The following is a 23,114-nucleotide window of genomic DNA, read 5'->3' on the forward strand; positions in this document are numbered from 1 at the left end:
CAGCCAATAAATAACATTACCGGCGCTGCTGCGCCAATACACGCTCAACGGTTTCAACGATCACCTGGGTTTGCGGATCGATTTCTATGTTCACACTATCCCCAGGCGCTCGATTCTGGAGGGTGGTACGCGACAACGTTTCAGGAATTAAATTGACGCTGAACTCCACGCCCCCCCTATCAGCCTGCCGCACATCGCCTATGGTCAAGCTAATACCATCCACCCCGATATAGCCTTTTTCAAACACATACCGGCCGAGTCTTTCGGGTAAGGAAAACCATAATCGACGGTTATTAGGTGCCTCTTCAATAGCCACCACCTCTGCCATGGCAATAATGTGCCCCGACATGGAATGCCCACCGATCTCATCACCAAAGCGTGCTGCACGCTCTATATTGACGCACTGCCCTGGCGTGATTGCACCAAGATTAGTCAATCTCAACGTTTCACGCATGAGATCAAAACTAACGCTGTCACCGTCGATAGCCGTCACCGTTAAACAGACACCGTTGTGCGCAACAGACGCCCCAATCTCAAGCCCCTCGCGCATGCTGGGCGGCATTTCCACCACATGTACGCGAAAATCATCCAATTCATGCACCGCAATTACTCTGGCGACTCCTTGCACAATGCCAGTAAACATAGGGCTCATTCTCCTAGTGGTGAAAAGTAGTGTTGAAAAGTAGTGATGGAAATTAGTACTGAAAATAAGTGGTGAGAAAAACGAGTGTCTCAAAATAGTGGGTAAAGATAACGGAATCACTGACGCCAGCCTACATCTGGCGCCTCATGTTTTGGCGCGCCAAGGTTGCCCTCTTGGTCATCTACCTTTGGCTGTTTATTCTACGCCACTCGCTTTTCTAAAGCCGTTCACAAGCATGGATTTTTACCCAACCGAACACGTTCCAAACCATGCAAACAGGCTTAAAAACCTTAATACCAACCCACTTTAGAAAATAATACTGTTTTAAGCACTTAAACTATAAAATCAGTCCGTTATAATTGACATAGAAACTGTCTATCTCTAGAATTCTGCCGCAAATGTAAAGACGCCGATTTGTACCCAGATTGCGGGCGTCCATCGAGTCACTGACTCGGTGAAGTGCAGCTAAACGGGTGTGTCCAGCGTTGATGGCCACCCATTAGGGTGGCCTTTTTTGTTTCCCATTCGATGTTGGCCCGCCCTATACTGACCCGCCCGGTAGTTGCGCCCCGCTCTCCGTCTTCGGCCTACCGTTAAGGCAGACGCTATGATTGAACTTAGCAACGTCAGTAAAACCTATTTCAGTAATAACAAGGGCAGCGGCTCGAATACCGTCCATGCGCTTAAAGAAGCCAATCTCATCGTTCCTAAAGGCACGATACACGGCGTCATTGGTCTCTCTGGCGCGGGTAAGTCCACGCTTATTCGCTGCGTCAATCTGCTAGAGCGCCCCACAAGCGGTAGCGTCAAGGTAGATGGCCAGGAAATGACGCGTTTAAGCAACGCCGACCTAAACCGGGCACGTCATCGCATCGGCATGATTTTTCAACATTTTAATCTACTGACCACGCGCACAGTATTCGATAACGTTTCCCTCCCGCTAGAGCTAATGGGCCAAAAACGCCACACCATTCGAGAGCGCGTTATTCCGCTACTGGAAATGGTCGGCCTGGCAGACAAAGCCAATCAGTACCCTGCCCAGCTCTCTGGCGGCCAAAAACAGCGTGTTGCGATTGCCCGGGCACTGGCAAGCAAACCGCAGGTGCTGCTGTGCGATGAAGCAACCTCTGCGTTAGACCCACAAACCACTAGCTCAATATTGGAGCTACTACGCGATATTAATCATCAACTGGGCATCACTATCTTATTGATCACCCATGAGATGGAAGTCGTCAAATCCATTTGCCACCGGGTCAGCCTAATCTCTGACGGTGAACTGGTGGAGGATTCAGAAGTCGGCGATTTCTTTACTGCGCCGCGAACTCAGCTTGGCCGTGAGTTTCTCAATGACTTTCTTCAGCTAACGCCGCCTAAGGAGCTGACTGAAAGACTCATCGATGCCCCAGGCGAAAACACCCACCCGGTGGTACGCCTGACGTTCTCGGGCGATGCGGTCTCTACGCCACTGATTTCCCGTCTGGCCCGCGAGTGCGGGGTCGATGTTAGCATCCTGCAAGCCAAGGTAGAGTCGATACAGGAACGCACCCTGGGGCTGATGATTGCAGAGTTGCTAGGCACACCAGAGCAAACCCAGCAAGCCATGACTTATCTTGAATCTCATCAACTACAGGTAGAGGTACTCGGCCATGTCCAGCGCAATGATTGATCTAATTTTACAGGCGACGCTGGACACCCTTTATATGGTGGCCGTTTCAGGGCTTATTTCTACGCTTGTGGGCCTACCACTAGGGGTGATGCTCTATGTGACACGCCCACGCCAAATATTAGCGAAGCCAGTGCTCAACCAAGCACTGAGTATTATTACTAACATTGGCCGCTCTATCCCGTTTATTATTTTAATGGTGGCGATCATTCCTTTTACGCGAATGTTAGTGGGCACATCAATTGGCATTAACGCGGCCTCAGTACCCCTTACCATTGCTGCCATTCCGTTTGTCGCTCGGCTCGTGGAGGCTGCGCTGAACGAAATCTCACCTGGCTTAATTGAAGCTGCCCAGGCCATGGGTGCAACCCCATGGCAAATCATACGCAAAGTGCTGATTCCAGAAGCCCGTGGCGGGATCATGACAGGTCTAACAATCACCGTTGTTACGCTTGTTAGTTACTCTGCCATGGCAGGTGCTGTTGGTGGCGGCGGCCTGGGCGATCTGGGTATTCGCTATGGCTATAACCGTTTTAACCCCACTATCATGTTGATTACGGTGGTAATTCTGGTCGTTATGGTCCAGGGCTTTCAGAGCATGGGTGACTACCTCGTGCGCAAAAGTGATCGTAAGTAACAGCATCACAGCGCATTAATCCGTTATAACCAAATCGCATTAGACAACGAATTCTTATTGCCGCATCATTGGATAATTACTTGCAACGTTACTGGAGAAACTTCATGCAAAAATTGATTATTGGTAGCCTTACAGCGCTAGCCCTTGCGGTTAACGTCGCCAATGCGGAAACACGCAGCATTAAAATGGGCACGGTTGCCGGCCCTGAAACAGAAGTAATGGAAGTCGCGGCGCGTATCGCCAAAGAAGAATATGATCTGGATGTTGAAATCATCGAGTTCACTGATTATGTCACGCCGAATGCTGCCTTGGCCGATGGCAGTTTAGACGCAAACGCCTATCAGCATGAGCCTTATTTGCAGTCGATGGTAAACGACCGTGGCTATGATCTAGCGATTGCCGGCTATACCTTTGTATACCCGATAGGCGCTTATTCGGAAAAATACGACAGCATCGACGACTTACCGGACGGTGCGCAGATCGCATTGCCGAATGACCCCTCTAATGAGGGCCGGGCGCTGATACTGATGCACAACGAAGGCCTGATCACTCTTAACGACCCGGAGTTTCTAGAGTCCACACCTATTGATATCGCTGAAAACCCACGCGACTTTCGTTTCCGCGAAATCGAAGCAGCTCAGCTGCCGCGCGTACTGCCAGATGTCGACATGGCCTTCATCAACAATACATTCGCTCAGCCGGCAGGCTTGAGTTTGGATGATGCCTTGATCAAAGAAGGCCCTGAGTCTCCCTACGTCAACCTGATCGCTGTACGCGACGGTGACGAAGAGCGTGAAGAGATCCGCCAGCTGGTCGATGCTTATCAGCGCGATGAAGTGATCGAAAAAGCAGAAGAGCTATTCAAGGGTGCAGCGGTGCCAGGCTGGACCGAGTAACGACCAGCACTCTTATCGTTAGCTGTTCGCAGCATTAAAACGATGTAATAAGGCCGGCTTGAACGTCGACATGAACGTCGATAACTGCCGGCCTTATGCTCTGCGAAATAAAGCACTGGCTTATTGTGCTAACAGTTATGCCCTATCGCTAAGGAAGCCGTATGCAACCCTCAGTCGACTACTCCCTACTCAATCGCCAGCTTGAAGCGCTGCTCGATACTCGGGATTGGCTCACTAACACCGCACAAACCTGCGCTTTCATTCAACAGCAGCTTAGCGACCTTAATTGGGTCGGTTTTTACCTTCAGCGTCAGCCCAATGTTTTGGGCTTGGGGCCCTTCCAAGGTCAGCCTGCCTGCCACCCGATCCCCTTCAGCAAAGGCGTATGCGGTGCGGCCGCTCGCCAGCAAACGACTCAGCGAGTGGACGACGTACATGCGGTTGCCGACCACATTGCCTGCGACACCAACTCTCGCTCGGAGCTCGTGGTGCCAATTGTAGTGGATGGCCGCCTCTGGGGCGTACTCGATCTGGATAGTCCACTTCATGCGCGGTTTACCCAGCAAGATCAAGTGGGAATCGAAGCCTTGGTAACAACGTTTATGCGCCAAACTGATCTACCCGACCTGATCGAACTCGCCGCATAGCGTCCATACAAAAGCACCCCAGGCAACAATACCTGGGGTGCTTTTGACGATAGCTGGTAGGACCAGGCGGATTTGAACCGCCGACCTCCACGATGTCAACGTGGCGCTCTAACCAACTGAGCTATGGTCCTGAAAAAAGATGTTGGCGTAAGGCTGGTAGGACCAGGCGGATTTGAACCGCCGACCTCCACGATGTCAACGTGGCGCTCTAACCAACTGAGCTATGGTCCTATCTCTTTTTTGACAAAAACGTGCCGAGCAACGGATGCGTATCTTACGCGTTTATCACTGAATTGCAAGCTCTTTTACCGCAGCTGGCGAATGTATTCGTAACCTTCAACCTGTAACAGAAAACATTTGTATAACATATATTTATTTATAATATTTATGACGCTAGGCTAGGTACTTAGATATTCCTGATTTTTAATAAAGGTAGTAAACCATGCTGGATATTTTGCTAGGAAGCATAGCCATCGGTTTATTGTTAGCGACACTGATTGCACGCATTGAATTACATTGGTGGTGGATCCGTAGCTTTGAATTTCCACGCCTACAAATTGCTTGCCTGGCAGTAATTACTTGGCTTTTTGCCGCTGTATTGGCTGAAGCAGGTACTTGGCAATGGGTAGCGTTGCTTGCTTCAGGTGTCACTTTTTTGGTTCAAGGCTACTACATCTTGCCCTTTACGCCGCTGTGGCCATTACAGGTGAAGAAGGCAAAAAGTAAAGACGAAGATAAAGCGATTACGCTGCTTATCGCCAATGTGTTGACCCCTAATAGGCAAGCGCAATCCTTGATCGATATGATCAAAAAGCATCAGCCTGATATTGTATTAACCCTTGAGTCTGACCAGTGGTGGCAAGACCAACTGGATCCAGCGCTAGCAGAGCAATGGCCCAATAGCGTTAAAATCCCGCTAGACAACCTTTACGGTATGCACCTTTACTCGCGCTTGGAGCTTACTAACACCTCTGTTGAGTGGCTGATCCAAGACGACATCCCCTCTATTCACACTAGAGTGACATTAGCTAATGGCGACTCAATTCGGCTATTTGCCGTTCACCCTCGCCCACCAGCGCCCAGCGAAAGTGAAAAATCACTTTGGCGAGACGCGGAACTGTTGCTGGTAGGAAAAAAGATACACAAAGATCCCCAGCCGACGTTAGTGGCTGGAGACTTGAATGATGTGGCCTGGTCACGCACCACGCGGCTATTCTGTCGCATCAGCGGCATGCTCGACCCTCGCCGGGGACGCGGCTTGTTCAGTACTTTTCATGCCAAGTACCCTGTGTTGCGCTGGCCTCTCGATCACATTTTCGTGACCGAGCATTTCACCCTAGTCGGCATGCAGCGGCTTAACTACTTCGGTTCAGACCACTTCCCCATCTTGGCAACCTTTTGTTATCGCCCCTCGCGCAAAGACGAACATGAAACGCCCGAAGCCAATGCTGAAGAGCGTAGCGAGGCGAGTGAAACGATCCAAGAAGGTAAAGTTGAAAAGCAAGAGACCTGATCTCTTCTCCGTGCTACTCAGGGACTCCTCCTTGAGTTAGCACCGCTGGATCTAACAATCGCTCTAACGTTTCTCGGTCTAGGTCGGTCTTCTCCTCCGCGACGTCAATAATAGGACGCCCTGCATGATACGCCTCTTTAGCAATTGCTGCAGCGGCGTTATAACCAATCACCCCATTTAATGCCGTTACCAAAATGGGGTTCTTAGCTAGCGGCCCTTTCAGATTTTCTTCACGAACTTTAAAAGTAGCAATTGCGCGATCAGCCAACAGCCGAGCGGTATTGCTCATTAAGCTAATAGAGCTAAGGAGGTTGGTAGCCACTAGCGGCAGCATTACATTCAGCTGAAAATTGCCGCTTTGCCCGGCAATAGTAATCGCCGTGTCCATACCAATCACTTGTGCAGCCGCTTGGGCCGCTGACTCAGGAATCACAGGATTAACTTTTCCCGGCATAATCGAGCTGCCGGGCTGCAATGCTTCAAGCTCAATTTCTCCTAACCCAGCCAGTGGCCCAGAATTCATCCAGCGCAAGTCATTAGCGATTTTCATAACCACGCAGGCTAGACCTTTCAATTGCCCGGACAGCTCTACCGCAGCATCTTGGGAAGAAAGACTGGCAAAGAAGCTATCATTAGGCGTAAACATTAACCCCGTCTGCTCACTCAACTCCTGGGCAACCTGCTCAGCAAAACCGCTAGGCGCATTAATACCGGTGCCTACGGCGGTTCCGCCCTGCGCTAGTCGGCACAGCCTTTTCATTGCACTGTCAAAACGCTCTATGGCTTGATTAATCTGGCTCGACCAAGCGCCTAGCTCTTGATCCATGCGCAGCGGCATAGCATCCATTAAATGGGTACGACCGGTTTTAACCACATGACTAAGTTCGCTGGCACGCTGATCAATAGTGTCACGCAGGTGCACCAGAGCCGGACGTAGGGACTCATGTAGCGCAATCGCTGCCGAGAGGTGAATCGCCGTTGGGATCACATCATTACTGGATTGCCCCATATTAACGTGGTCATTCGGCGTCACCTCTACGCCCTCACGGCTAGCCAACGTTGCCAGCACCTCATTCACGTTCATGTTAGTGGAAGTGCCCGATCCGGTTTGAAATACGTCAATAGGAAAGTGATGGTCATGCTTACCCGTCAATACTTCACGGGCCGCTTTTTGGATTGCTTCGCCGCGTTCGCTATCAAGGCCTCCTAACGTCTGGTTGGCGCGTGCAGCCGCTAGTTTGATGCGAGCAACCGCATGAATAAATGCCGGGGGCATCGGCGAATGCGAGACAGGGAAATTATTAATTGCCCGTTGCGTCTGCGCGCCGTAAAGGGCATCTGCCGGCACTTCCAGTTCGCCAATACTGTCGCGTTCCATCCGTGTTGCCATTGCTGTTACTCCTATTAAGGAAAAATAGTGCTACTTCTCTGAGCGCACCGCCGCCCTATCGTTCGCTAACGATAACGTTACTACCTTCAAGTTAGTCGGTTCGGACACTAGGGTAAATGTGATCGCTCGGCCTGTGAGCTATTAGCCGCCATAAGCCAGCCAAGTCATATATCAATAAAAGCAAAAAAGCGGAATGTTGCACTGCACAAAAACAGCTGCTATGCTGCACCGCAAGATGGCTTAAAAAGCTCCTCATTCAACAAGCAGCACCCATCACAGGATAGCTGCTTCTGGCAAACGTTTTTTGAAAATAAGTTTTTGAAAATAAGGTTTTGAAAACACGGTTTTTGCCAATATTGATGCAACCCTGGAGGGTATATAAATGCGTACATTAAATACTAACGAAATGACACAGCAGTTTGATAATATGTTTATGGCACCAGCACGTGCCTATATGGCTTTGAGCGTTGATTACACTGAAAAAATGATCAATGCTCAAATGGACGCTAGCAAAGCCTATTTCGATACGGGTGTTGCCCAGATGCGTCAGGTAATGAACGTTAAAGATGCAGAAGGCCTACGCAGCTATATGGAAAGCCAGCAAAAAGTAGCGAAGGAATTGGCTGAGCGTGCAAAAGGCGATGCAGATAAAGTTGTTTCTCTGCAGCAGGATTTTATCCAGAAAAGCCAAAAAATCACTGAAGATAACGTCAAGCAAGCGCAAACTGCAGCTAACAAAATGAGCAAAACAGCTTAATTACTTATTAAGTAAGCAAGCTGGTAAGCATGCAAAAAAACGCCACCGCTGGCCCTGCCAGCGGTGGCGTTTTAGCAAGCGCTCTACCAATTGAGAGCAGATTTCACAAAAGGAATTGTCAGCTTACGCTTGGCCGACAGTGACGCTTTATCAAGTATTTCCACTGCGCGGCATAGCTCGCCTAATTCGCGCGGGCCACGATGCAAGATATAACGGCCAACGTCATCGGGTAGTTGCATTCCTCTCACGCTGGCTCGCAGCTTTAGAGCTGCCAAGCGCTCATCGTCATCGTCTAAAGGGTGAACATGAAAAGTAACGCCCCAGGTCAAGCGCGACGCTAAGTCAGGCAGCACCACATTTAATTGGCGTGGCGAAGCACTGGCGGCAATCACCAGTTTTTTGCCCGCATCCCTTAATCGATTAAAAGCGTGAAACAGCGCCTCTTCCCAGCGTTTACGCCCAATGACGCACTCTAAATCGTCAATGGCGACCAGATCCAAGCGCTCGATATCTTCCAGCATTAACGGCGGAAAGTGGCCTAAGTCATTCAGCGGTAAATAAAGTGCACGCTTGTCAGCGTCTGACGCTGCGTGGCAGGCCGCTTGAAGCAGATGACTACGGCCCACGCCAGGGGCACCCCATAAGTAAATAAACTGCTCCCCCTCAGCGCTTAATTGCTGGGTAATCCTTTCTAACAGTGGCGCATTTGTTCGTGCAACAAAGTAATTATCGAAGGTTGCGTCGTCACGTAGACCTATTCCCAATGGAAGTTGTGCCGGTACTCGGCTCATGATGACTCCCCTAGATCTCTACGACTATGCTCATCCTGACCTAACTCATCACGGTACGTAGAACCGACTTCAATTATTGTCGTTTGCTTATCGCTATTTTGGTCGTTATACAGCTCACTGTGCTGATAGCGAATTTTTACTTCTTTAAGCAGCACGAGGATTACGGCGGCAACTGGCAGCGCCAGCAACACACCCGTTAATCCAAATAGATTTCCGCCCGCTAGCACAGCAAAAATGACCGCGACCGGGTGCAGGCCAATTTTATCGCCCAGTAACTTTGGCTGCAGAATCACACTCTCGGCCATTTGACCAATACTAAATACCACGATGACCCCTAGCACTGCCCACCAAGTCGCGTATTGGAACAGGGCCACAACAAGTGCAATCACCAAGCCAACGATAAAGCCTAAGAAAGGGACAATACTCACTAATCCTGATACAAAACCAATCAACAGACCAAAATTAAGCCCCATGAGCGTCAAACCTACCGCATAAATAATTCCTAAACACAACATTACCAACAATTGCCCGCGCAAAAACGATGACAGTACTTCATCGCAGCGGCGTGCTAAGCGAAAAGTATCGTCAGCCCACTGACGCGGTACCAAGTTGGCAATATTATCGAGCAGACGATTCCAGTCCAACAACAAATAAAAGGTGACGACGGGTATCAGCGCCACGTAGGTGATCCAGGATACAAAAGCCATGCCGGAACGGCCAATTTGTCCTAACGCCTGGGCTAAGTAGCCGCCAGCATCGCGCCAGTTTTCGACCAGCGTTTCACGTGCATTGGTTAACTCTATGGACAAATCATAACCTGTCCACTCTTGCACCTGGGGAGCGAGTGTATTTTCTACCCAATTAAAAATCCCAGGGATGGCCTCTCCCAGTTGTTTAAGTTGCTGGACGAGCAATGGAATCAGTATCAGCAAGCTCACCACGAGAACAATTAGCAGTACTAAAAACACGCTACTCACCGCAAGTGGCCGATTCATACCCCAGCGCTGAAACTGGTTGGTTAGCGGGTCGGCTAAATAAGCGAGAATCATCCCGGCAATAAAAGGCATTAGTACCGCGTCTAACAAATAAATTAAACCGCCAATCACCACCAAAAATAGGACACCCCACCAAGAATTACGCATAGTTCTCTCTCAAACGTGGATTTAACCCGGCTATTTTCACTTATCGCTGCTGGCTTTCTCATTACTATTGGTTTTACTTATCCCTACTATGCCGGATATAAGCAAAATTCGCTCGTAAGCTTTACATCATGTTTGACGGCGATGCGGCCTGCGCCGCTGAGTGTTACAATCCGCTTCAGTTATCGCCCAGCACTGGCCATGTCGCCAGCACTATCAGCACCGCTATTTGCTTCACAGGATCTGTCATGACCGAGACCTCCTCTTCTTCGGCTACTCCTTCCCTCAGCTATAAGGACGCAGGCGTCGATATTGATGCCGGTAACGCCCTGGTTGACCGCATTAAACACGTTGCCAAACGCACGACTCGCCCGGAAGTAATGGGCGGACTTGGCGGATTCGGTGCACTATGTGAAATACCGGCGGGCTATCGACAACCCGTTCTTGTCTCGGGTACCGATGGCGTCGGCACCAAGCTGCGTCTCGCGATGGATCTGGGCAAGCACGACACGATTGGTATTGATTTAGTCGCTATGTGTGTCAACGACTTGATCGTGGCCGGCGCCGAACCGCTGCTGTTTCTTGACTACTATGCCACGGGTAAGCTCGATGTGGATATTGCTGCCGACGTTGTCACTGGCATTGGCACAGGCTGTGAACTGGCTGGCTGCGCCCTAGTCGGTGGCGAAACCGCAGAAATGCCGGGTATGTACGAAGGCAGCGACTATGATTTAGCAGGGTTCTGCGTTGGAGTCGTTGAAAAAGCAGATATTTTAGATGGCAGCAAAGTAGCCGAAGGTGACGTAATACTGGGGCTTGCATCATCGGGACCGCACTCGAACGGCTATTCGTTGATTCGTAAAATTCTCGAGGTCAGCAATGCCTCTCTGGAGACGGATATTGCCGGCAAGACCCTTGGCGATGCACTCATGGCGCCTACTCGGATCTATGTTAAATCCTTGCTCTCCTTAATGCGCGGAAGCGATATTACCGTACACGCACTATCGCATATTACCGGTGGGGGCTTGCTTGAAAATATACCCCGCGTACTGCCGGATGATCTCGCTGCCCATATTGATATTAGCAGCTGGCAGCGACCTGCCGTGTTTGATTGGTTACAAACCCATGGCAATGTCAATGAAACCGAAATGCACCGCGTGCTTAACTGCGGTATTGGCATGGTGGTGGTGGTGCCGCAACATCAAGCTGAGCAGGCAATGGCTCACCTGGAAGCAGAAGGCGAATCTGTTTACCGCCTTGGCCAGATCATCAAGCGCCAAGAGGAATCTGTTATTTTGGAGAACCTCCCGGCATGACCAATACGGACTATCAAAGCGATACTATTAAGGACGTGACGCCAGAGCCTCTCGGTGCACGCCGCATCGTGGTACTTGTTTCAGGTAACGGCAGTAATCTACAAGCGCTAATTGATGCCCAGTCACATGACCGTTTAGGCGGCGGTGAAATTGTCGCAGTTATCTCCAACGTCGTTGATGCCTACGGGTTAAAGCGCGCCCACGAAGCAGGCATTGAGGCAGTAGCCTTACCCCATAACGAGTATGATAGCCGCGAAGCCTATGATGGTGCACTGATCAAGGTCATCGAACGTCATGAACCAGACCTTATTGTCCTGGCAGGCTTTATGCGTATTTTGACGCCTCGCTTTGTGCAGCGCTTTTTGGGTCGCATGCTGAATATCCACCCTTCTCTGCTACCGGAGTATCAGGGACTAAATACGCACGCCCGTGCTCTGGCAGCGGGAGTCACAAGTCACGGTTGCAGCGTCCACTTTGTAACGGAAGAGTTGGATGGCGGCCCAGTAGTGCTGCAAGCTGAGCTGCAGGTCAGCCCTGACGACACAGTGGAAACACTGCAAGAAAAAGTTCGCTCTCGCGAACACCTGATCTATCCGATTGCTGTGCAATGGTTTTTAGAAGGAAGGCTGCAGTTTAGCGCCGAGGGCGCGAAGATGGACGGCCATTTGCTGCCTGCATATGGAATGCGCCTTTCTCACGCCGATGCCGCTGAAGAGCTTGACGAAGATCTGGATGACGAACTTCAAGATTAACAGCACTTTATAAGTAACTATGACAGTCTGAAGCAAAAAAGCCTGACGGTGTTTACAATACCGTCAGGCTTTTTCAATTGTCCGCAACCTCAGTTGATCTCAATTAAGCACAAGCAGCTAATGGCTTAGGTACGCGGCAAAGTGACACCGCGCTGCCCCATGTACTTTCCACCTCGGTCTTTATAAGAGGTTTCGCACACTTCATCGGATTCTAAAAACAGCATTTGCGCGACGCCTTCATGGGCATAGATTTTCGCGGGCAGATTGGTGGTGTTAGAGAATTCCAATGTCACGTGCCCTTCCCACTCCGGCTCTAGTGGGGTGACATTAACAATAATGCCACAACGAGCGTAGGTGGATTTCCCCAGGCAAATAGTGAGCACATTACGTGGAATACGGAAGTACTCTACGGTTCGCGCCAATGCGAAAGAATTTGGTGGAATGATGCATACATCGCCTTTTATATCGACGAAACTTTTTGCATCAAACGCTTTGGGGTCAACAATCGCCGAGTGAATATTGGTGAAGACTTTGAATTCATCCGAGCAGCGCACGTCGTAGCCATAACTTGAAGTGCCGTAAGAAATAACACGCTGATCATTCACATAGCGCACTTGCTCGGCTTCAAAAGGCTCAATCATTGCGTCGCTTTTAGCCATACGACGAATCCAATTATCAGATTTGATACTCATTTATTTCGTTATCACTCGCTAAAGGAAATAGTAGGGCCATCGCCTTGGCTCGCACTTACCGCTTCAGCGACTTTTTGGGCAATCGTAGCAAAGGTTTGGCTTACCGCACTGTCAGGTTCAGACACCACGCTCGGGCGACCAGAATCCGTCAGCTCGCGAATAGAGAGCGTCAACGGCAACCGCCCAAGCACTTGTGTCTCATATTCTTGCGCAATGCTATCACCGCCGCCAGTGCCAAAAATAGCGGCCTCATGACCACAATTCTCGCAGTGATAGAGGCTCATATTTTCAACCACGCCGAGCACCGGAACATTCACCTTGCGGAACATTTCGATCCCTTTACGGGCATCTAATAGCGCAATATCCTGTGGCGTCGTTACAATCACGGCACCTGATACCGGCACTTTCTGGGCCAGCGTAAGTTGAATATCACCGGTGCCTGGGGGCATATCGATCAGCAGGAAATCGAGATTATCCCACTGGGTTTGGGTTAGCATTTGCTGGAAAGCCCCCACCACCATTGGGCCGCGCCAAACCATGGGCTCGCGGGTATTGACCATAAACGCCATCGACATGGCTTGAATGCCATGGGCCTGAAGTGGCAGAAATTTCTCATTCCCTGCCGCTTGTGGACGCACACCCTCTTTAACGCCGAGCATTTGTGCCTGGCTAGGCCCATAGATATCTGCATCGAGGACGCCCACTCGGTAACCTTGTGCCGATAGCGCCAACGCCAAGTTCACGGTGACGGTGGACTTACCCACGCCCCCCTTGCCCGATGCCACTGCAATTATGTGCTTAACACCATCCATTTAACGGCACTCCTCGTTTAAGCGCTTAGTGACTGAATTAACGTTGAGTGAATGATACTCCTCGGGGCTGCAATCATAAACCAACGACAAAAAAGCGGATGCCAGCTCCCTGACATCCGCCCTCATCATTTCAACGTTAACGCATTATCGACTGAGCTCTTAGCCAGCGTTTTGCTGCTCTTGCTCACTGCCACCATCGCTATCATTGGCACTTTCATCGGATGAATTCGAATTTGAAGAATCCGTACTTGAAGAGCTCTCTTCTGCTGAGTCTTCTACAGAGTCACTGCCCTGTGAAGAACCGCCCTGTGAAGCACTGCTCTGAGAAGAACTGCTCTGCGTGGATGAGGTGGTATCACTCACGTCTTGTTCTGCGTCAGCCAAGCGGCTATCTAGCGCCGAAAGTTCATCGCGCCATTCACCCAGCTGGCTCTCTAAACGCTCCAACTGGTTTTCACGCTCTTCGATGTCATTTTCAACCTTTGACACTTCTTCACGGCCCATGTCCAGAGCGACCATGACATCATCCAGCTCGCCACGTACCTGGCTTAAACTCTCCTCTTCCTCTTCGCGTAACGCTGTTAGCGAATCAACATCACTTTGAAGTTCATCGCGCTCACTGGTAAGTGATTCACGCTCATTTTTTAACTCATCCAACTCGCTTTGGACAGTCGAAGTTTCCTCTTCTATGCCGCTTAGCTGCTCGTTGGCTTGGCTGATCTGCTCTTCAAGCGAGGACAGCTCTTCTTCAGTGTTACTCAACTCTTCAACGGCCTGCTGACGCTGCTGCTCAGCTTCCTGACGCGCGGCTTCGGCTTCCTGACGGGCTTCTTCAGCACTCTGACGTGCTTCTTCTACTTGCTGAAGGGCACTTTCAGCCTCGTCAAGCGTACTGGTTATCTCATCGCGCTCTTCACGCAACGCAGTCATCTCATCTTCTGCGTTTGTAAGCTGCTCGTTAAGAGAAGCCACTTCTTCTTCTAATGCACTCCGCTCGGACTCAAGCGATTCTAGACTTGATTGAACATCACTGACATTGCCTTGGGCATTTTCAAGCGACGAGCGGGCCTCTTCCTGCTGCGCTTGCAAAGAAGCCATTTCTTCCTGCAGCGCGGCTAAGCTGGTCTCGGCTTCTTCAATTTCAGCGATACGCTGGCTCATTTGGCTATTGTCTTGCTCAGAGCTGGCAAGCTGTTCTTCTAAGCTATCAACCCGCTCTTGGCGAGAGCCTGCATTAGATTGCGCCATAATCGCCCAGATGACCGCAATGGCAGCGATGCCAGCAATCGCTTTTACCCGATTATCTTGAAAGAGGGTTTTCATACTCTGTTTTTTTGCCGGTTCCGGCTTGTTGGCTGGCGACTGATGATCCGAGTTATTTGCGTCTGACATTATGCGTTCCTCTATAGTCTAAGCACACGTTTGCCCAAGCTAGCGATGATCAGTTGCACATAATTAACTACGTTGTTAATGCGCTAACTGTGATTGATCTCCCCTCTCAGCATACACAGCTCACTGTATCTAGCCAGCCTGTTTGTAAAAACGTGTATAAATGTTTCTATAATGTAACTGCAAAATCAGCAAAGCTAAACATTTTTTGACGACGTTGGATGTTTACCTTCGTTGAAGCCTGACGCCTGTCCATCAAGAGCATCAAACCATGCAAGTGAGGTATGTAGCGACACCACACTACCCACTATAAGCAGCGTAGGCGGTTTAATGTGTCCCGCCAAGAAAGCATCTGGCAACGTCGAAAGCGAACCAACATGCGTTTGCTGTTGGCGGGTTGTCCCCTGTTCAATTAACGCGAGCGGAGTATCAGGCGCTAAGCCGTGTTTAATAAGCGCCTGGCTAATCACTTTTACACTTCCCAAGCCCATATAAAATACTAACGTCTGCCCTGGCCGCGCTAAGGCATCCCAATCAAGTTCGCACTCACCCTGCTGTAAATGGCCGGTCACAAAACGCACCGATTGCGCATGATCGCGATGGGTCAAAGGAATACCGGCGTAAGCAGCACACCCCGACGCAGCTGTCACTCCCGGGATTACTTCCACGCTCACTTGCGCGGCTACCAATGTCTCTAACTCTTCTCCGCCGCGCCCAAAAATAAATGGATCGCCGCCTTTTAGACGCACGACACGCTTACCCTGCTGAGCCCACTTCACTAACGCTTGATTAATGCCATCTTGTGGAACGCTGTGCAGTGAACGGGCTTTTCCTACATAAAATCGCTGCGCATGGGAGGGTATATACGCAATAATCTCATCACTCACCAAGCGGTCATAGAGCACTACTTCGGCTGTCTGCAACCGTTTGTAAGCTTTCAGCGTCAATAACTCTGGGTCGCCCGGGCCTGCCCCCACTAAACTGACCAAGCCATATGGCTGAGACGTTTGCTCTTGTCGTTCTTCCAAGAAATCACCCCAGAAATAAAAGATTTTGGTAAACAATAAGTAATTAATTTTATCACTAAATGCCAACTGCTCCTCATCTATTGCAGAGAAATCAAATAAATGCATATATTAATAGAACAAACATATTCTAAAAAAATATAAACATGGGTGACCTTGTCTGCAATGGCTTACATCTTGAATGCCAATTTAGCGCTAATCTTCACGGTCAAATTTAACTTGGCATTTGCTTGGAGATTCACGCATGCCCGTGAATGATATAGACGCACCACAGCGAGTCAGTGTAGATACTTTAGTTCCTCGCATTCCTGGCGTAATCTTTCAATTCCACCGTAGTCATAACGGGCATATGCACTTCCCCTACCTTGAGGGCGGTGGCATGGCTCTCAAATATGTTGATCGTGATGTTCTCGCTCGTAATGCAGGGCAACTCGTTGAGCAGCTAACTGGCAACGACCACCCCAAAGTAATGTCGGCGATTGAACATTCCGCACGCTGTATGCTGCCTCTTACAACACGTTTTAGGTTACCCATCCCCACCGGAAAGCCTCGATGGATCGCCGTTAGCGCACAGCCAGAGTCGGCACAGGACGGTGTCCAGTGGAACGGCATAATGATGGATATAAGCGATCAAGTATCCGAAGAGCAGCGGCTTCGTAAACTGTGCGATACAGACCACCTAACTGAGTTACCCAATCGGCGAAAATTAATGGTGCATCTGACGAATGTCGCCTCACTCAGCACGCGTCACGGCACGCCACTCTCTATTATGATGATCGATATTGATCATTTTAAACGCCTGAATGACCGCTGGGGCCACCTGCATGGGGATGAGGTGCTCAAGCAACTAGCGGCGCAAGCTCAAACGCTACTACGCTGTGAAGACATGATTGCCCGTTTAGGCGGAGAAGAGTTTATGGTAGTGCTGCCGCTCACACCGCTGCAGCAATGCCATAAACTTGCCGACCGATTACGCCAAGCCATCAGTGTACGAGACTTCGGTATGGGACCAGGCCAGGTGACGCTGAGTATTGGGGTTGCCGAATACCGCTGCGGTGAACCCCTTACAAGCTTAATCGAGCGGGCCGACCAAGCGCTTTATAGTGCCAAGGACGTTGGCCGCGACTGCGTTTGCTTTCTACGCTAGAGAGTAATACCTAACTAGCAGGAGAATACCGATGACAACGCTCGCCGAACAAGTGTGCGAACCTTGCAGTAAAAATGCTCAGCCGCTAAGCGAAAAGGAAGCCAAAGAGCGGCTAAAAAGCCTCAGCCAGTGGCAGATTGTCGAGCACGATGGCATCATGAAGCTGTCGCGAAGTTTTAAATTCCGTGACTTTGCCAGCGCATTGGCGTTTACCCAGGGCGTTGGCGATATTGCAGAGCAGGCCGGCCACCATCCCGTTATCGTGACCGAGTGGGGCAAAGCCACCGTCACGTGGTGGTCTCATGCCATTAAAGGCCTGCACTTAAATGACTTCATTCTTGCCGCCAGAACCGACGAGGTAGCCGAATAAATGTTTGAGCATATTGAGCGAGTCCCAGGAGATGCCATTCTCGGGCTGATCGAAGCTTTCAAGAAAGATACCAATCCGCAAAAGGTGGATTTAGGTGTTGGTGTTTACCGCGATACCCAAGGCAATACGCCGGTAATGCGCGCCGTTAAGGAAGCAGAAGCTCGCCTGCTCAAGAATGAAACGACGAAAACCTATATCGGTTCTCACGGCTCGCCAAGCTATGGCGAAGTAGTGCTTCCCATGGTATTCGGCGCTGAATCCCCAGTACTAAAAGCTAACCGCGCTAGCGCTACCCAGTCACCTGGCGGTACCGGCGCACTGCGCTTGGCTGCGGATTTCATTGCCACACAGCTGCCGGGCAAAGGTATCTGGGTAAGTGACCCGACATGGCCCAATCATCATGGTATTTTCACCGCGGCAGGGATTGAACTGCACAAGTACCCCTACGTTGATCCTGACAACCGGCTCGACTTTGACGGTATGCGTGCAGCGCTAAAAAGCATCCCGGAAGGCGATGTAGTCGTACTCCACGCCTGCTGCCACAACCCGACCGGGTTTGATCTTTCTCACGACCAATGGCAGGAAGTGTTAGAAATTGTGCGCGAGCGCAAGCTACTGCCGCTGATCGACTTTGCCTATCAGGGCTTTGGTGAAGGCCTGGATGAGGACGCTTACGGTGTACGCCTACTGGCGGAAAACCTCGATGAAGCAATCATCACCAGCTCCTGCTCCAAGAACTTCGGTATTTATTGTGAGCGTACCGGCTGCTTGATCATGGTGGCAAAAGACAGCGAGCAGATGGATAACATCCGTTCACAGGTCGCTATTGTTGCCCGTGAAAACTACTCAAACCCGCCCGCTCACGGTGGCGCAATTGTCAGCGAGATTCTCCACGACGCAGAACTGACTGCGCTATGGCGCGAAGAGCTCACCGAAATGCGCAATCGTATCAATACGCTGCGTCGCGATTTCGTTGAAGCACTGAAACCTTATGGCCTGGACGAGAAGTATGCCTGTGTTGCTGAGCAGCGCGGTATGTTCTCCTATACCGGCTTAACGCCGGAACAGGTCGATCGTCTGCGCGACGAGTTTGGCATCTACATGGTGCGCTCGGGTCGCGCTAACGTAGCAGGATTCTCCCACGAGAACCTGCCCTACCTGGCCAAAGCGATTGCCGCTGTTAACGACTAGCTAGCAAGCATTGCCGTACTACAAACGCCCAGGCCTACCTGGGCGTTTTTGTGTGCTGAGCACTTGACCGATCAGTCAACTCTTCGGCACACTCAGCGTTGCCTTGTATACAACACACCATAATCAAGAGGCCTACCATGGCGGCTGCCAGCATCCACTACCCCTGGTACAAAAAAGAAGATACCGACGCGTTCTTCGCCCTGTTCCAAAACAATATTGCCAACTTTGTCATTATCGCGATCACCATGTTGGGCATGGGATTCCCCTCCTCCATTGTCTATGGGCAAGTGTTGCCGGGCGCGGCAGTCGCAGTAATGGTCGGTAATTTCTACTATGCATGGAGCGCGGCAAGACTGGCCCGTAAGGAGAACCGTGCCGATGTAACGGCGCTCTCTTACGGTATCTCAACGCCGGTCATGTTTGTGTTTCTATTCGGCGTACTGCTCCCCGCCAAACAGCTCACCGGTGATGCAGAAATGGCCTGGAAAGTAGCGGTCGCCGCTTGCTTTATCAGCGGCGCCATCGAAGCCGTGATCAGCGTAATTGGCCGCTGGGTGCAGTATCACCTACCCCGCGCTGCCATGCTGGGCGCCGTTGCCGGTGTTGCACTGACATTTATCGCCGGTGAAATGCTGTTTAAAACGCTGGAAATGCCGGTAATTGGATTGCTGGTGTTAGCGATCATTATCGTCGGCTTGGTAGCCAGAGTCAGCATGCCTTTTAAGCTGCCAACGTCACTGTTCGCCATTATCGTCGGCACCGCTATGGCCTATTTGATTGGCGACGCCGGTACCGAGCGTTTTAGCGATGCGTTTACCCACTTGGGCTTTTACCCATTACTGCCCAATCTTGCCTGGTTTGAAGGGCTGGGGTTGCTGCTGACCAGTATGCTGGCGGTACTCACCGTGGTGCTGCCAATTACGCTCTATAACGCCATTGAAACGATGAACAACGTCGAGGCGATGGAAGCCGCAGGCGACAAGTACGATGTGCGAGAATGCCAGGCGGTTGATGGCGCAGGCACCATGATTGGCGCGCTGTTTGGCGGTGTCTTTCCTACCACGGTCTATATTGCTACCGTGGGCGCCAAGTGGATGGGCGCAGGCCGAGGCTACAGCCTTCTCAACGGCGCGGTATATGCGCTGGCCACCATGTTCGGTTTAATCGCTGCGCTGGCGGCGATTATTCCCGTTTCGGTGGTCGCACCCATTTTGGTCTTTGTCGGCATGTCGATGATTGCCACCGCGTTTCAAGCTAACGACACACGCTACTACCCAGCTGTTGCACTTGCGATGCTGCCCTACTTCGCTAACTACGTAATGACGCGCTTTAGTCGTGGGGCTGGCGAGGTAGTGACCGATATCTCCAGTGCCATCGTTGTCATGGGCCAAGGGGCCATGTTTATGGCCATTCTGCTGGGCGCAATGACAGTATCGGTAATTGACCATCAGTTCCGACGCGCGGCGGCCTTCGCTGCCATTGCCGCGGGCTTTTCCTTTGTCGGGCTAATGCACGCCCCCGAGCTGTCACTCAATGCTGCCCCAGAGTTCGTGATGGGCTACTTAGGGATGGCGCTGCTGTTTATCTACTTCTCCTTTCAGGAAGCTGGGCGCCTGCGTTAATTAACGAATCCCGCCTGCCGATGCGGGCGGGACAAAATACGCCGCATGACTTGCCACGCCATGAAGCCTGCCAGCAGGTTACCTAATGCCGCGCCCGCCGCCAGTCCCCACCAACCAAAAAGCTGTGAGCCCAACCATAAGCAGGGTAAATAGCAAATGAACAACCGAGCGCTGGATAACAGCATCGCACGAAGTGGCCAACCTAAGGCATTGCCCGCAGAAACCACCAACATACACACCCCGAGTGCCGCATAGCTTGGCAGTAGAAAGCGAATCAGCAGCGACAGCTCGCTTTGTACGTCAGGGTTACCCGCTAAGGCCATGGCAAGCCAGGGTGCACCTAGGGCCAATAACACGCCTAGTCCTAGCTGCCACAGCACAGCTACCTTAATTGCTAACCCCATAAGCTGATGTATCTGCCCCCAGTCACCCGCACCGTAGCAACGCCCTAGCCAGGGCGGAAGCGACATGGTCATGGCAAGAATGACCATCAGAGAGAGTGTTTCCAAACGGCTCGCCAAACCCCAGGCTGCCACTTCACTTTCACCCAGGCCCGCCACCACGGAGATTGCCAACATTGCCGCCAAAGGGGGCATTAATTGGCTGACCATCGCGGGGGCGGCAATGCCTGTAAACGGCCGCCACGACTGTTTCGCCTCTAGCCACAGCCCTAGCTGAGATGCCCACTGGCGCCGTACTATTTTATGCATTGAAATCAGCAGCCCAACGGAAAAAGCAATGGCGGTTGCCCATGCAGCTCCCGGCAGTCCCCAGCCTTCCCAATCACCCACACCAAAAATCAGTAATGGGTCAAGACCAAGGTTAATAAGGCTACTGAGCACCATCATTTTGCCCGGCAACCGGGTATCCCCGTAGGCGCGAGAAACGCTGTAGCTAAAATAGAGTAATGCCCCTAACCAAGCGGCTAGCAGTTGAGGAGCCCAGTAGATATGGATATAAGAGAGCGTGGTTTCATCCGCGCCAAGCAGTTCAAAAATAGGCACTTGGAGCGCCCATAAAGCGATTGCCAATAGGCCGATCACCCCGCCACCAGCCATTAATACTAAGCTACTTAAACGCCTTGCTCGTTCTTCTTCTCCAGCGCCTAATGCACGCGAAATAAGCGCAGCGATAGCAATCCCCATCCCTACCTGAATGCCGATTATCAAAAATGAAAGCGGGAAGGTAAACGACTGCGCGGCCAACGGTGCAGTCCCCAAGCGAGCGATAAAAGCACTATCGACAAGTTGAAAACCCAATAGCGCCAATACACCAATGGCCATTGGCCATGTTTGACGCCATAAGGTTATTGCCAACTCTTTTTGATGCATGACGGCTGCCAAGCACGTTCTCCTTATTGATGGTTTAACTATTAATCGACCCAACGAAAACGCCACCACCCTTTAAAGGGCGGTGGCGTCTCTACAACAGTAAAAGTTTACTGACGAATACCTTCAAACGTGACGTACAGCTCTAACTCATGCATTGATTCGGGAAAATCACTCATATCAATACCATAATCGCCCAGTGTCAGCGTAGTGCTACCCTCGAAACCGGCACGGTAGTTGCCCCACGGGTCATCGCCCTCACCCAATAGTGTTACCGGCATTTCAATCTCTTGGGTTTCACCGTGAAGTGTCAGCTCGCCAGTAAGGACACCCTCATTGTCGCCTGTCGATTCAAACGCTGTAGAAGTGAAAGTAGCGGTAGGAAACTCGCTGGCGTTGAGGAAGTCATCGCTCAAGATATGACGATCACGCTCCGCGTGATTGCTGGACAGGCTATCTACTTGCACTTCGATTTCAGCAGAAGAAGCATCGAGATCTTCCGGATCGTAAGAGAATTGGCCATCAAACTCTTCGAAGCTACCTAGAATGTAGGAGAAGCCCAGGTGAGAAATTTTGAATTGTACAAAGGCGTGCTGACCTTCGGTATCAATTTGATAATCAGCTGCCTGTGCTTGGCTTAACGGCACCAGAGCCGCAGCGGCAATCGCGGATGCAAATACACTCTTTTTGAACGCTTTCTGTTTAGACATAGTCAATAACTCCTTGCTTTACTGGATAGGCACCGCGGACAGGAAAACCCCTTAGCCACGATGTTTAGTGAAACATATAAATCGAAAGCTTTATTATCTTGGTGCGTTGTGATCACCCGCTTGGCTATGGGCTGGGTTTAGCATACGTACCAATGTTGAATGCCGGTCGAGCCAGTGATGCTTAAATGCGGCAAGCGCGTGACCTGCCGCTAAAAACATCAATGCCAAGGCGCTATACCAATGAATATCGCCTGCAAGGCTTGCTTGGTTGGGTAAGTCGTATAGCAATGCAGGTACCTCAAACCAACCAAACACACTAATGCCACTCCCATCAGCCGTAGAGATCAAATAACCACTCACCATGACCACTAAAACAAGTACATAGAGAGCAATATGACCGAGATGGGCAGCAATAGTTTCTAATCGGCTACCCTCTGCTTGTGGTGTCGGCTGGGCGAAACGCCATACCAAACGTGCAAAGGTGGCGAACAATAGCAAGATACCAATCGAGCGATGTACCCACGGCCCCTGATTGTACCAAGGATCATAATAGCCAAGGTCAGTCATCCACCAGCCCAGAGCAAACAGACCGACAATGACCAGCGCACTTAACCAGTGAAATAAAATACTGATTAATCCCCATCCGCTACGACTGTTACGCCACATCACTCTTTTCCTTATTTA

Annotated in this window: 23 protein-coding genes and 2 tRNA genes; 12 read left to right on the forward strand and 13 right to left on the reverse strand. The window is 50.8% G+C overall.

Annotation, left to right across the window (positions count from 1 at the left end):
- Window positions 1-16: 16 nt before the first annotated feature.
- Window positions 17-643: a riboflavin synthase subunit alpha gene (locus tag ACW44H_RS10760; protein ID WP_457504453.1), complete on the reverse strand. Its 627-nt coding sequence runs from the start codon at window positions 641-643 to the stop codon at window positions 17-19.
- A 607-nt stretch (window positions 644-1,250) separates the two neighbouring features.
- On the opposite strand from ACW44H_RS10760, the gene ACW44H_RS10765 reads away from it, so the two are divergent.
- From ACW44H_RS10765 to ACW44H_RS10780, 4 genes are all read left to right on the forward strand, one after another.
- Window positions 1,251-2,309 carry a methionine ABC transporter ATP-binding protein gene (locus ACW44H_RS10765; protein ID WP_113269659.1) on the forward strand — a complete coding sequence of 353 codons (1,059 nt, stop codon included), beginning with the start codon at window positions 1,251-1,253 and terminating at the stop codon, window positions 2,307-2,309.
- Window positions 2,290-2,943, forward strand: a complete 654-nt coding sequence (locus ACW44H_RS10770) for a methionine ABC transporter permease (protein WP_457504454.1) — start codon at window positions 2,290-2,292, stop codon at window positions 2,941-2,943. Before ACW44H_RS10765 ends, ACW44H_RS10770 begins: the two co-directional genes overlap by 20 nt.
- 104 nt (window positions 2,944-3,047) lie before the next feature.
- The gene (locus ACW44H_RS10775) at window positions 3,048-3,839 is read left to right on the forward strand and encodes a MetQ/NlpA family ABC transporter substrate-binding protein (RefSeq protein ID WP_113269657.1); all 792 of its coding nucleotides are present in this window, start codon (window positions 3,048-3,050) and stop codon (window positions 3,837-3,839) included.
- 161 nt (window positions 3,840-4,000) lie between these two features.
- Entirely contained in the window at window positions 4,001-4,486 is a 486-nt protein-coding gene (locus ACW44H_RS10780) for a GAF domain-containing protein (RefSeq protein WP_457504456.1), read from the forward strand.
- 54 nt (window positions 4,487-4,540) lie between these two features.
- Here the strand turns inward: ACW44H_RS10780 and ACW44H_RS10785 are convergent.
- Window positions 4,541-4,617 (reverse strand) — tRNA-Val (locus tag ACW44H_RS10785).
- A 23-nt stretch (window positions 4,618-4,640) separates the two neighbouring features.
- Window positions 4,641-4,717, reverse strand: a tRNA-Val gene (locus tag ACW44H_RS10790).
- Between the two features lie 211 nt (window positions 4,718-4,928).
- Here ACW44H_RS10790 and ACW44H_RS10795 point away from each other — a divergent pair.
- On the forward strand, window positions 4,929-5,999 hold the full coding sequence (locus ACW44H_RS10795) for an endonuclease/exonuclease/phosphatase family protein (protein ID WP_457504457.1): 1,071 nt from the start codon (window positions 4,929-4,931) through the stop codon (window positions 5,997-5,999).
- 13 nt (window positions 6,000-6,012) lie between these two features.
- Here the strand turns inward: ACW44H_RS10795 and ACW44H_RS10800 are convergent, their stop codons facing one another.
- Window positions 6,013-7,389, reverse strand: a complete 1,377-nt coding sequence (locus ACW44H_RS10800; RefSeq protein ID WP_457504458.1) for a class II fumarate hydratase — start codon at window positions 7,387-7,389, stop codon at window positions 6,013-6,015.
- Between the two features lie 382 nt (window positions 7,390-7,771).
- On the opposite strand from ACW44H_RS10800, the gene ACW44H_RS10805 reads away from it, so the two are divergent.
- Window positions 7,772-8,146 (forward strand): phasin family protein, encoded by a 375-nt coding sequence (locus ACW44H_RS10805; RefSeq protein ID WP_457504459.1) that lies wholly within the window; start codon window positions 7,772-7,774, stop codon window positions 8,144-8,146.
- An 83-nt stretch (window positions 8,147-8,229) separates the two neighbouring features.
- On the opposite strand, the gene hda is transcribed toward ACW44H_RS10805, so the two are convergent.
- Both hda and ACW44H_RS10815 read right to left on the reverse strand, forming a co-directional pair.
- A complete protein-coding gene (hda, locus tag ACW44H_RS10810; protein ID WP_457504460.1) occupies window positions 8,230-8,937 on the reverse strand; it encodes a DnaA regulatory inactivator Hda in 708 nt (235 codons plus the stop codon).
- Window positions 8,934-10,079 (reverse strand): AI-2E family transporter, encoded by a 1,146-nt coding sequence (locus ACW44H_RS10815; protein WP_457504461.1) that lies wholly within the window; start codon window positions 10,077-10,079, stop codon window positions 8,934-8,936. Before ACW44H_RS10815 ends, hda begins: the two co-directional genes overlap by 4 nt.
- Before the next feature lie 245 nt (window positions 10,080-10,324).
- On the opposite strand from ACW44H_RS10815, the gene purM reads away from it, so the two are divergent.
- Both purM and purN read left to right on the forward strand, forming a co-directional pair.
- Complete coding sequence (gene purM, locus ACW44H_RS10820; RefSeq protein ID WP_113269708.1) at window positions 10,325-11,392, forward strand: phosphoribosylformylglycinamidine cyclo-ligase; 1,068 nt, start codon at window positions 10,325-10,327, stop codon at window positions 11,390-11,392.
- Entirely contained in the window at window positions 11,389-12,144 is a 756-nt protein-coding gene (purN, locus tag ACW44H_RS10825; protein WP_457504462.1) for a phosphoribosylglycinamide formyltransferase, read from the forward strand. Before purM ends, purN begins: the two co-directional genes overlap by 4 nt.
- A gap of 125 nt (window positions 12,145-12,269) precedes the next feature.
- Here the strand turns inward: purN and dcd are convergent, their stop codons facing one another.
- From dcd to cobA, 4 genes are all read right to left on the reverse strand, one after another.
- Complete coding sequence (dcd, locus tag ACW44H_RS10830; RefSeq protein WP_035579668.1) at window positions 12,270-12,836, reverse strand: dCTP deaminase; 567 nt, start codon at window positions 12,834-12,836, stop codon at window positions 12,270-12,272.
- Between the two features lie 11 nt (window positions 12,837-12,847).
- Window positions 12,848-13,648 (reverse strand): iron-sulfur cluster carrier protein ApbC, encoded by an 801-nt coding sequence (gene apbC / locus ACW44H_RS10835; RefSeq protein ID WP_457504464.1) that lies wholly within the window; start codon window positions 13,646-13,648, stop codon window positions 12,848-12,850.
- A 159-nt stretch (window positions 13,649-13,807) separates the two neighbouring features.
- Window positions 13,808-15,040 (reverse strand): kinesin, encoded by a 1,233-nt coding sequence (locus tag ACW44H_RS10840; RefSeq protein ID WP_457504466.1) that lies wholly within the window; start codon window positions 15,038-15,040, stop codon window positions 13,808-13,810.
- Window positions 15,041-15,234: 194 nt separating this feature from the next.
- Entirely contained in the window at window positions 15,235-16,065 is an 831-nt protein-coding gene (gene cobA, locus ACW44H_RS10845) for a uroporphyrinogen-III C-methyltransferase (RefSeq protein WP_457504467.1), read from the reverse strand.
- A gap of 241 nt (window positions 16,066-16,306) precedes the next feature.
- On the opposite strand from cobA, the gene ACW44H_RS10850 reads away from it, so the two are divergent.
- The 4 genes from ACW44H_RS10850 (at window position 16,307) to ACW44H_RS10865 (ending at window position 20,392) form a co-directional block, all read left to right on the forward strand.
- Window positions 16,307-17,209, forward strand: coding sequence for a sensor domain-containing diguanylate cyclase (locus tag ACW44H_RS10850; RefSeq protein ID WP_457504468.1), 903 nt, complete (start codon window positions 16,307-16,309; stop codon window positions 17,207-17,209).
- A gap of 31 nt (window positions 17,210-17,240) precedes the next feature.
- Window positions 17,241-17,579 (forward strand): 4a-hydroxytetrahydrobiopterin dehydratase, encoded by a 339-nt coding sequence (locus ACW44H_RS10855; RefSeq protein WP_113269647.1) that lies wholly within the window; start codon window positions 17,241-17,243, stop codon window positions 17,577-17,579.
- Window positions 17,580-18,770, forward strand: coding sequence for an amino acid aminotransferase (locus ACW44H_RS10860; protein ID WP_457504470.1), 1,191 nt, complete (start codon window positions 17,580-17,582; stop codon window positions 18,768-18,770). It begins immediately after the preceding gene.
- A gap of 137 nt (window positions 18,771-18,907) precedes the next feature.
- On the forward strand, window positions 18,908-20,392 hold the full coding sequence (locus ACW44H_RS10865; protein ID WP_457504471.1) for an NCS2 family permease: 1,485 nt from the start codon (window positions 18,908-18,910) through the stop codon (window positions 20,390-20,392).
- On the opposite strand, the gene ACW44H_RS10870 is transcribed toward ACW44H_RS10865, so the two are convergent.
- The 3 genes from ACW44H_RS10870 to ACW44H_RS10880 form a co-directional block, all read right to left on the reverse strand.
- Window positions 20,389-21,723, reverse strand: a complete 1,335-nt coding sequence (locus tag ACW44H_RS10870; RefSeq protein WP_457509004.1) for an MATE family efflux transporter — start codon at window positions 21,721-21,723, stop codon at window positions 20,389-20,391. The two genes, ACW44H_RS10865 and ACW44H_RS10870, sit on opposite strands and share 4 nt — an antisense overlap.
- Before the next feature lie 107 nt (window positions 21,724-21,830).
- Window positions 21,831-22,430: a YceI family protein gene (locus tag ACW44H_RS10875; protein ID WP_457504472.1), complete on the reverse strand. Its 600-nt coding sequence runs from the start codon at window positions 22,428-22,430 to the stop codon at window positions 21,831-21,833.
- Window positions 22,431-22,523: 93 nt separating this feature from the next.
- A complete protein-coding gene (locus ACW44H_RS10880) occupies window positions 22,524-23,096 on the reverse strand; it encodes a cytochrome b (protein WP_457504473.1) in 573 nt (190 codons plus the stop codon).
- Window positions 23,097-23,114 lie beyond the last annotated feature (18 nt).

The organism is Vreelandella sulfidaeris Esulfide1, from assembly GCF_054072535.1.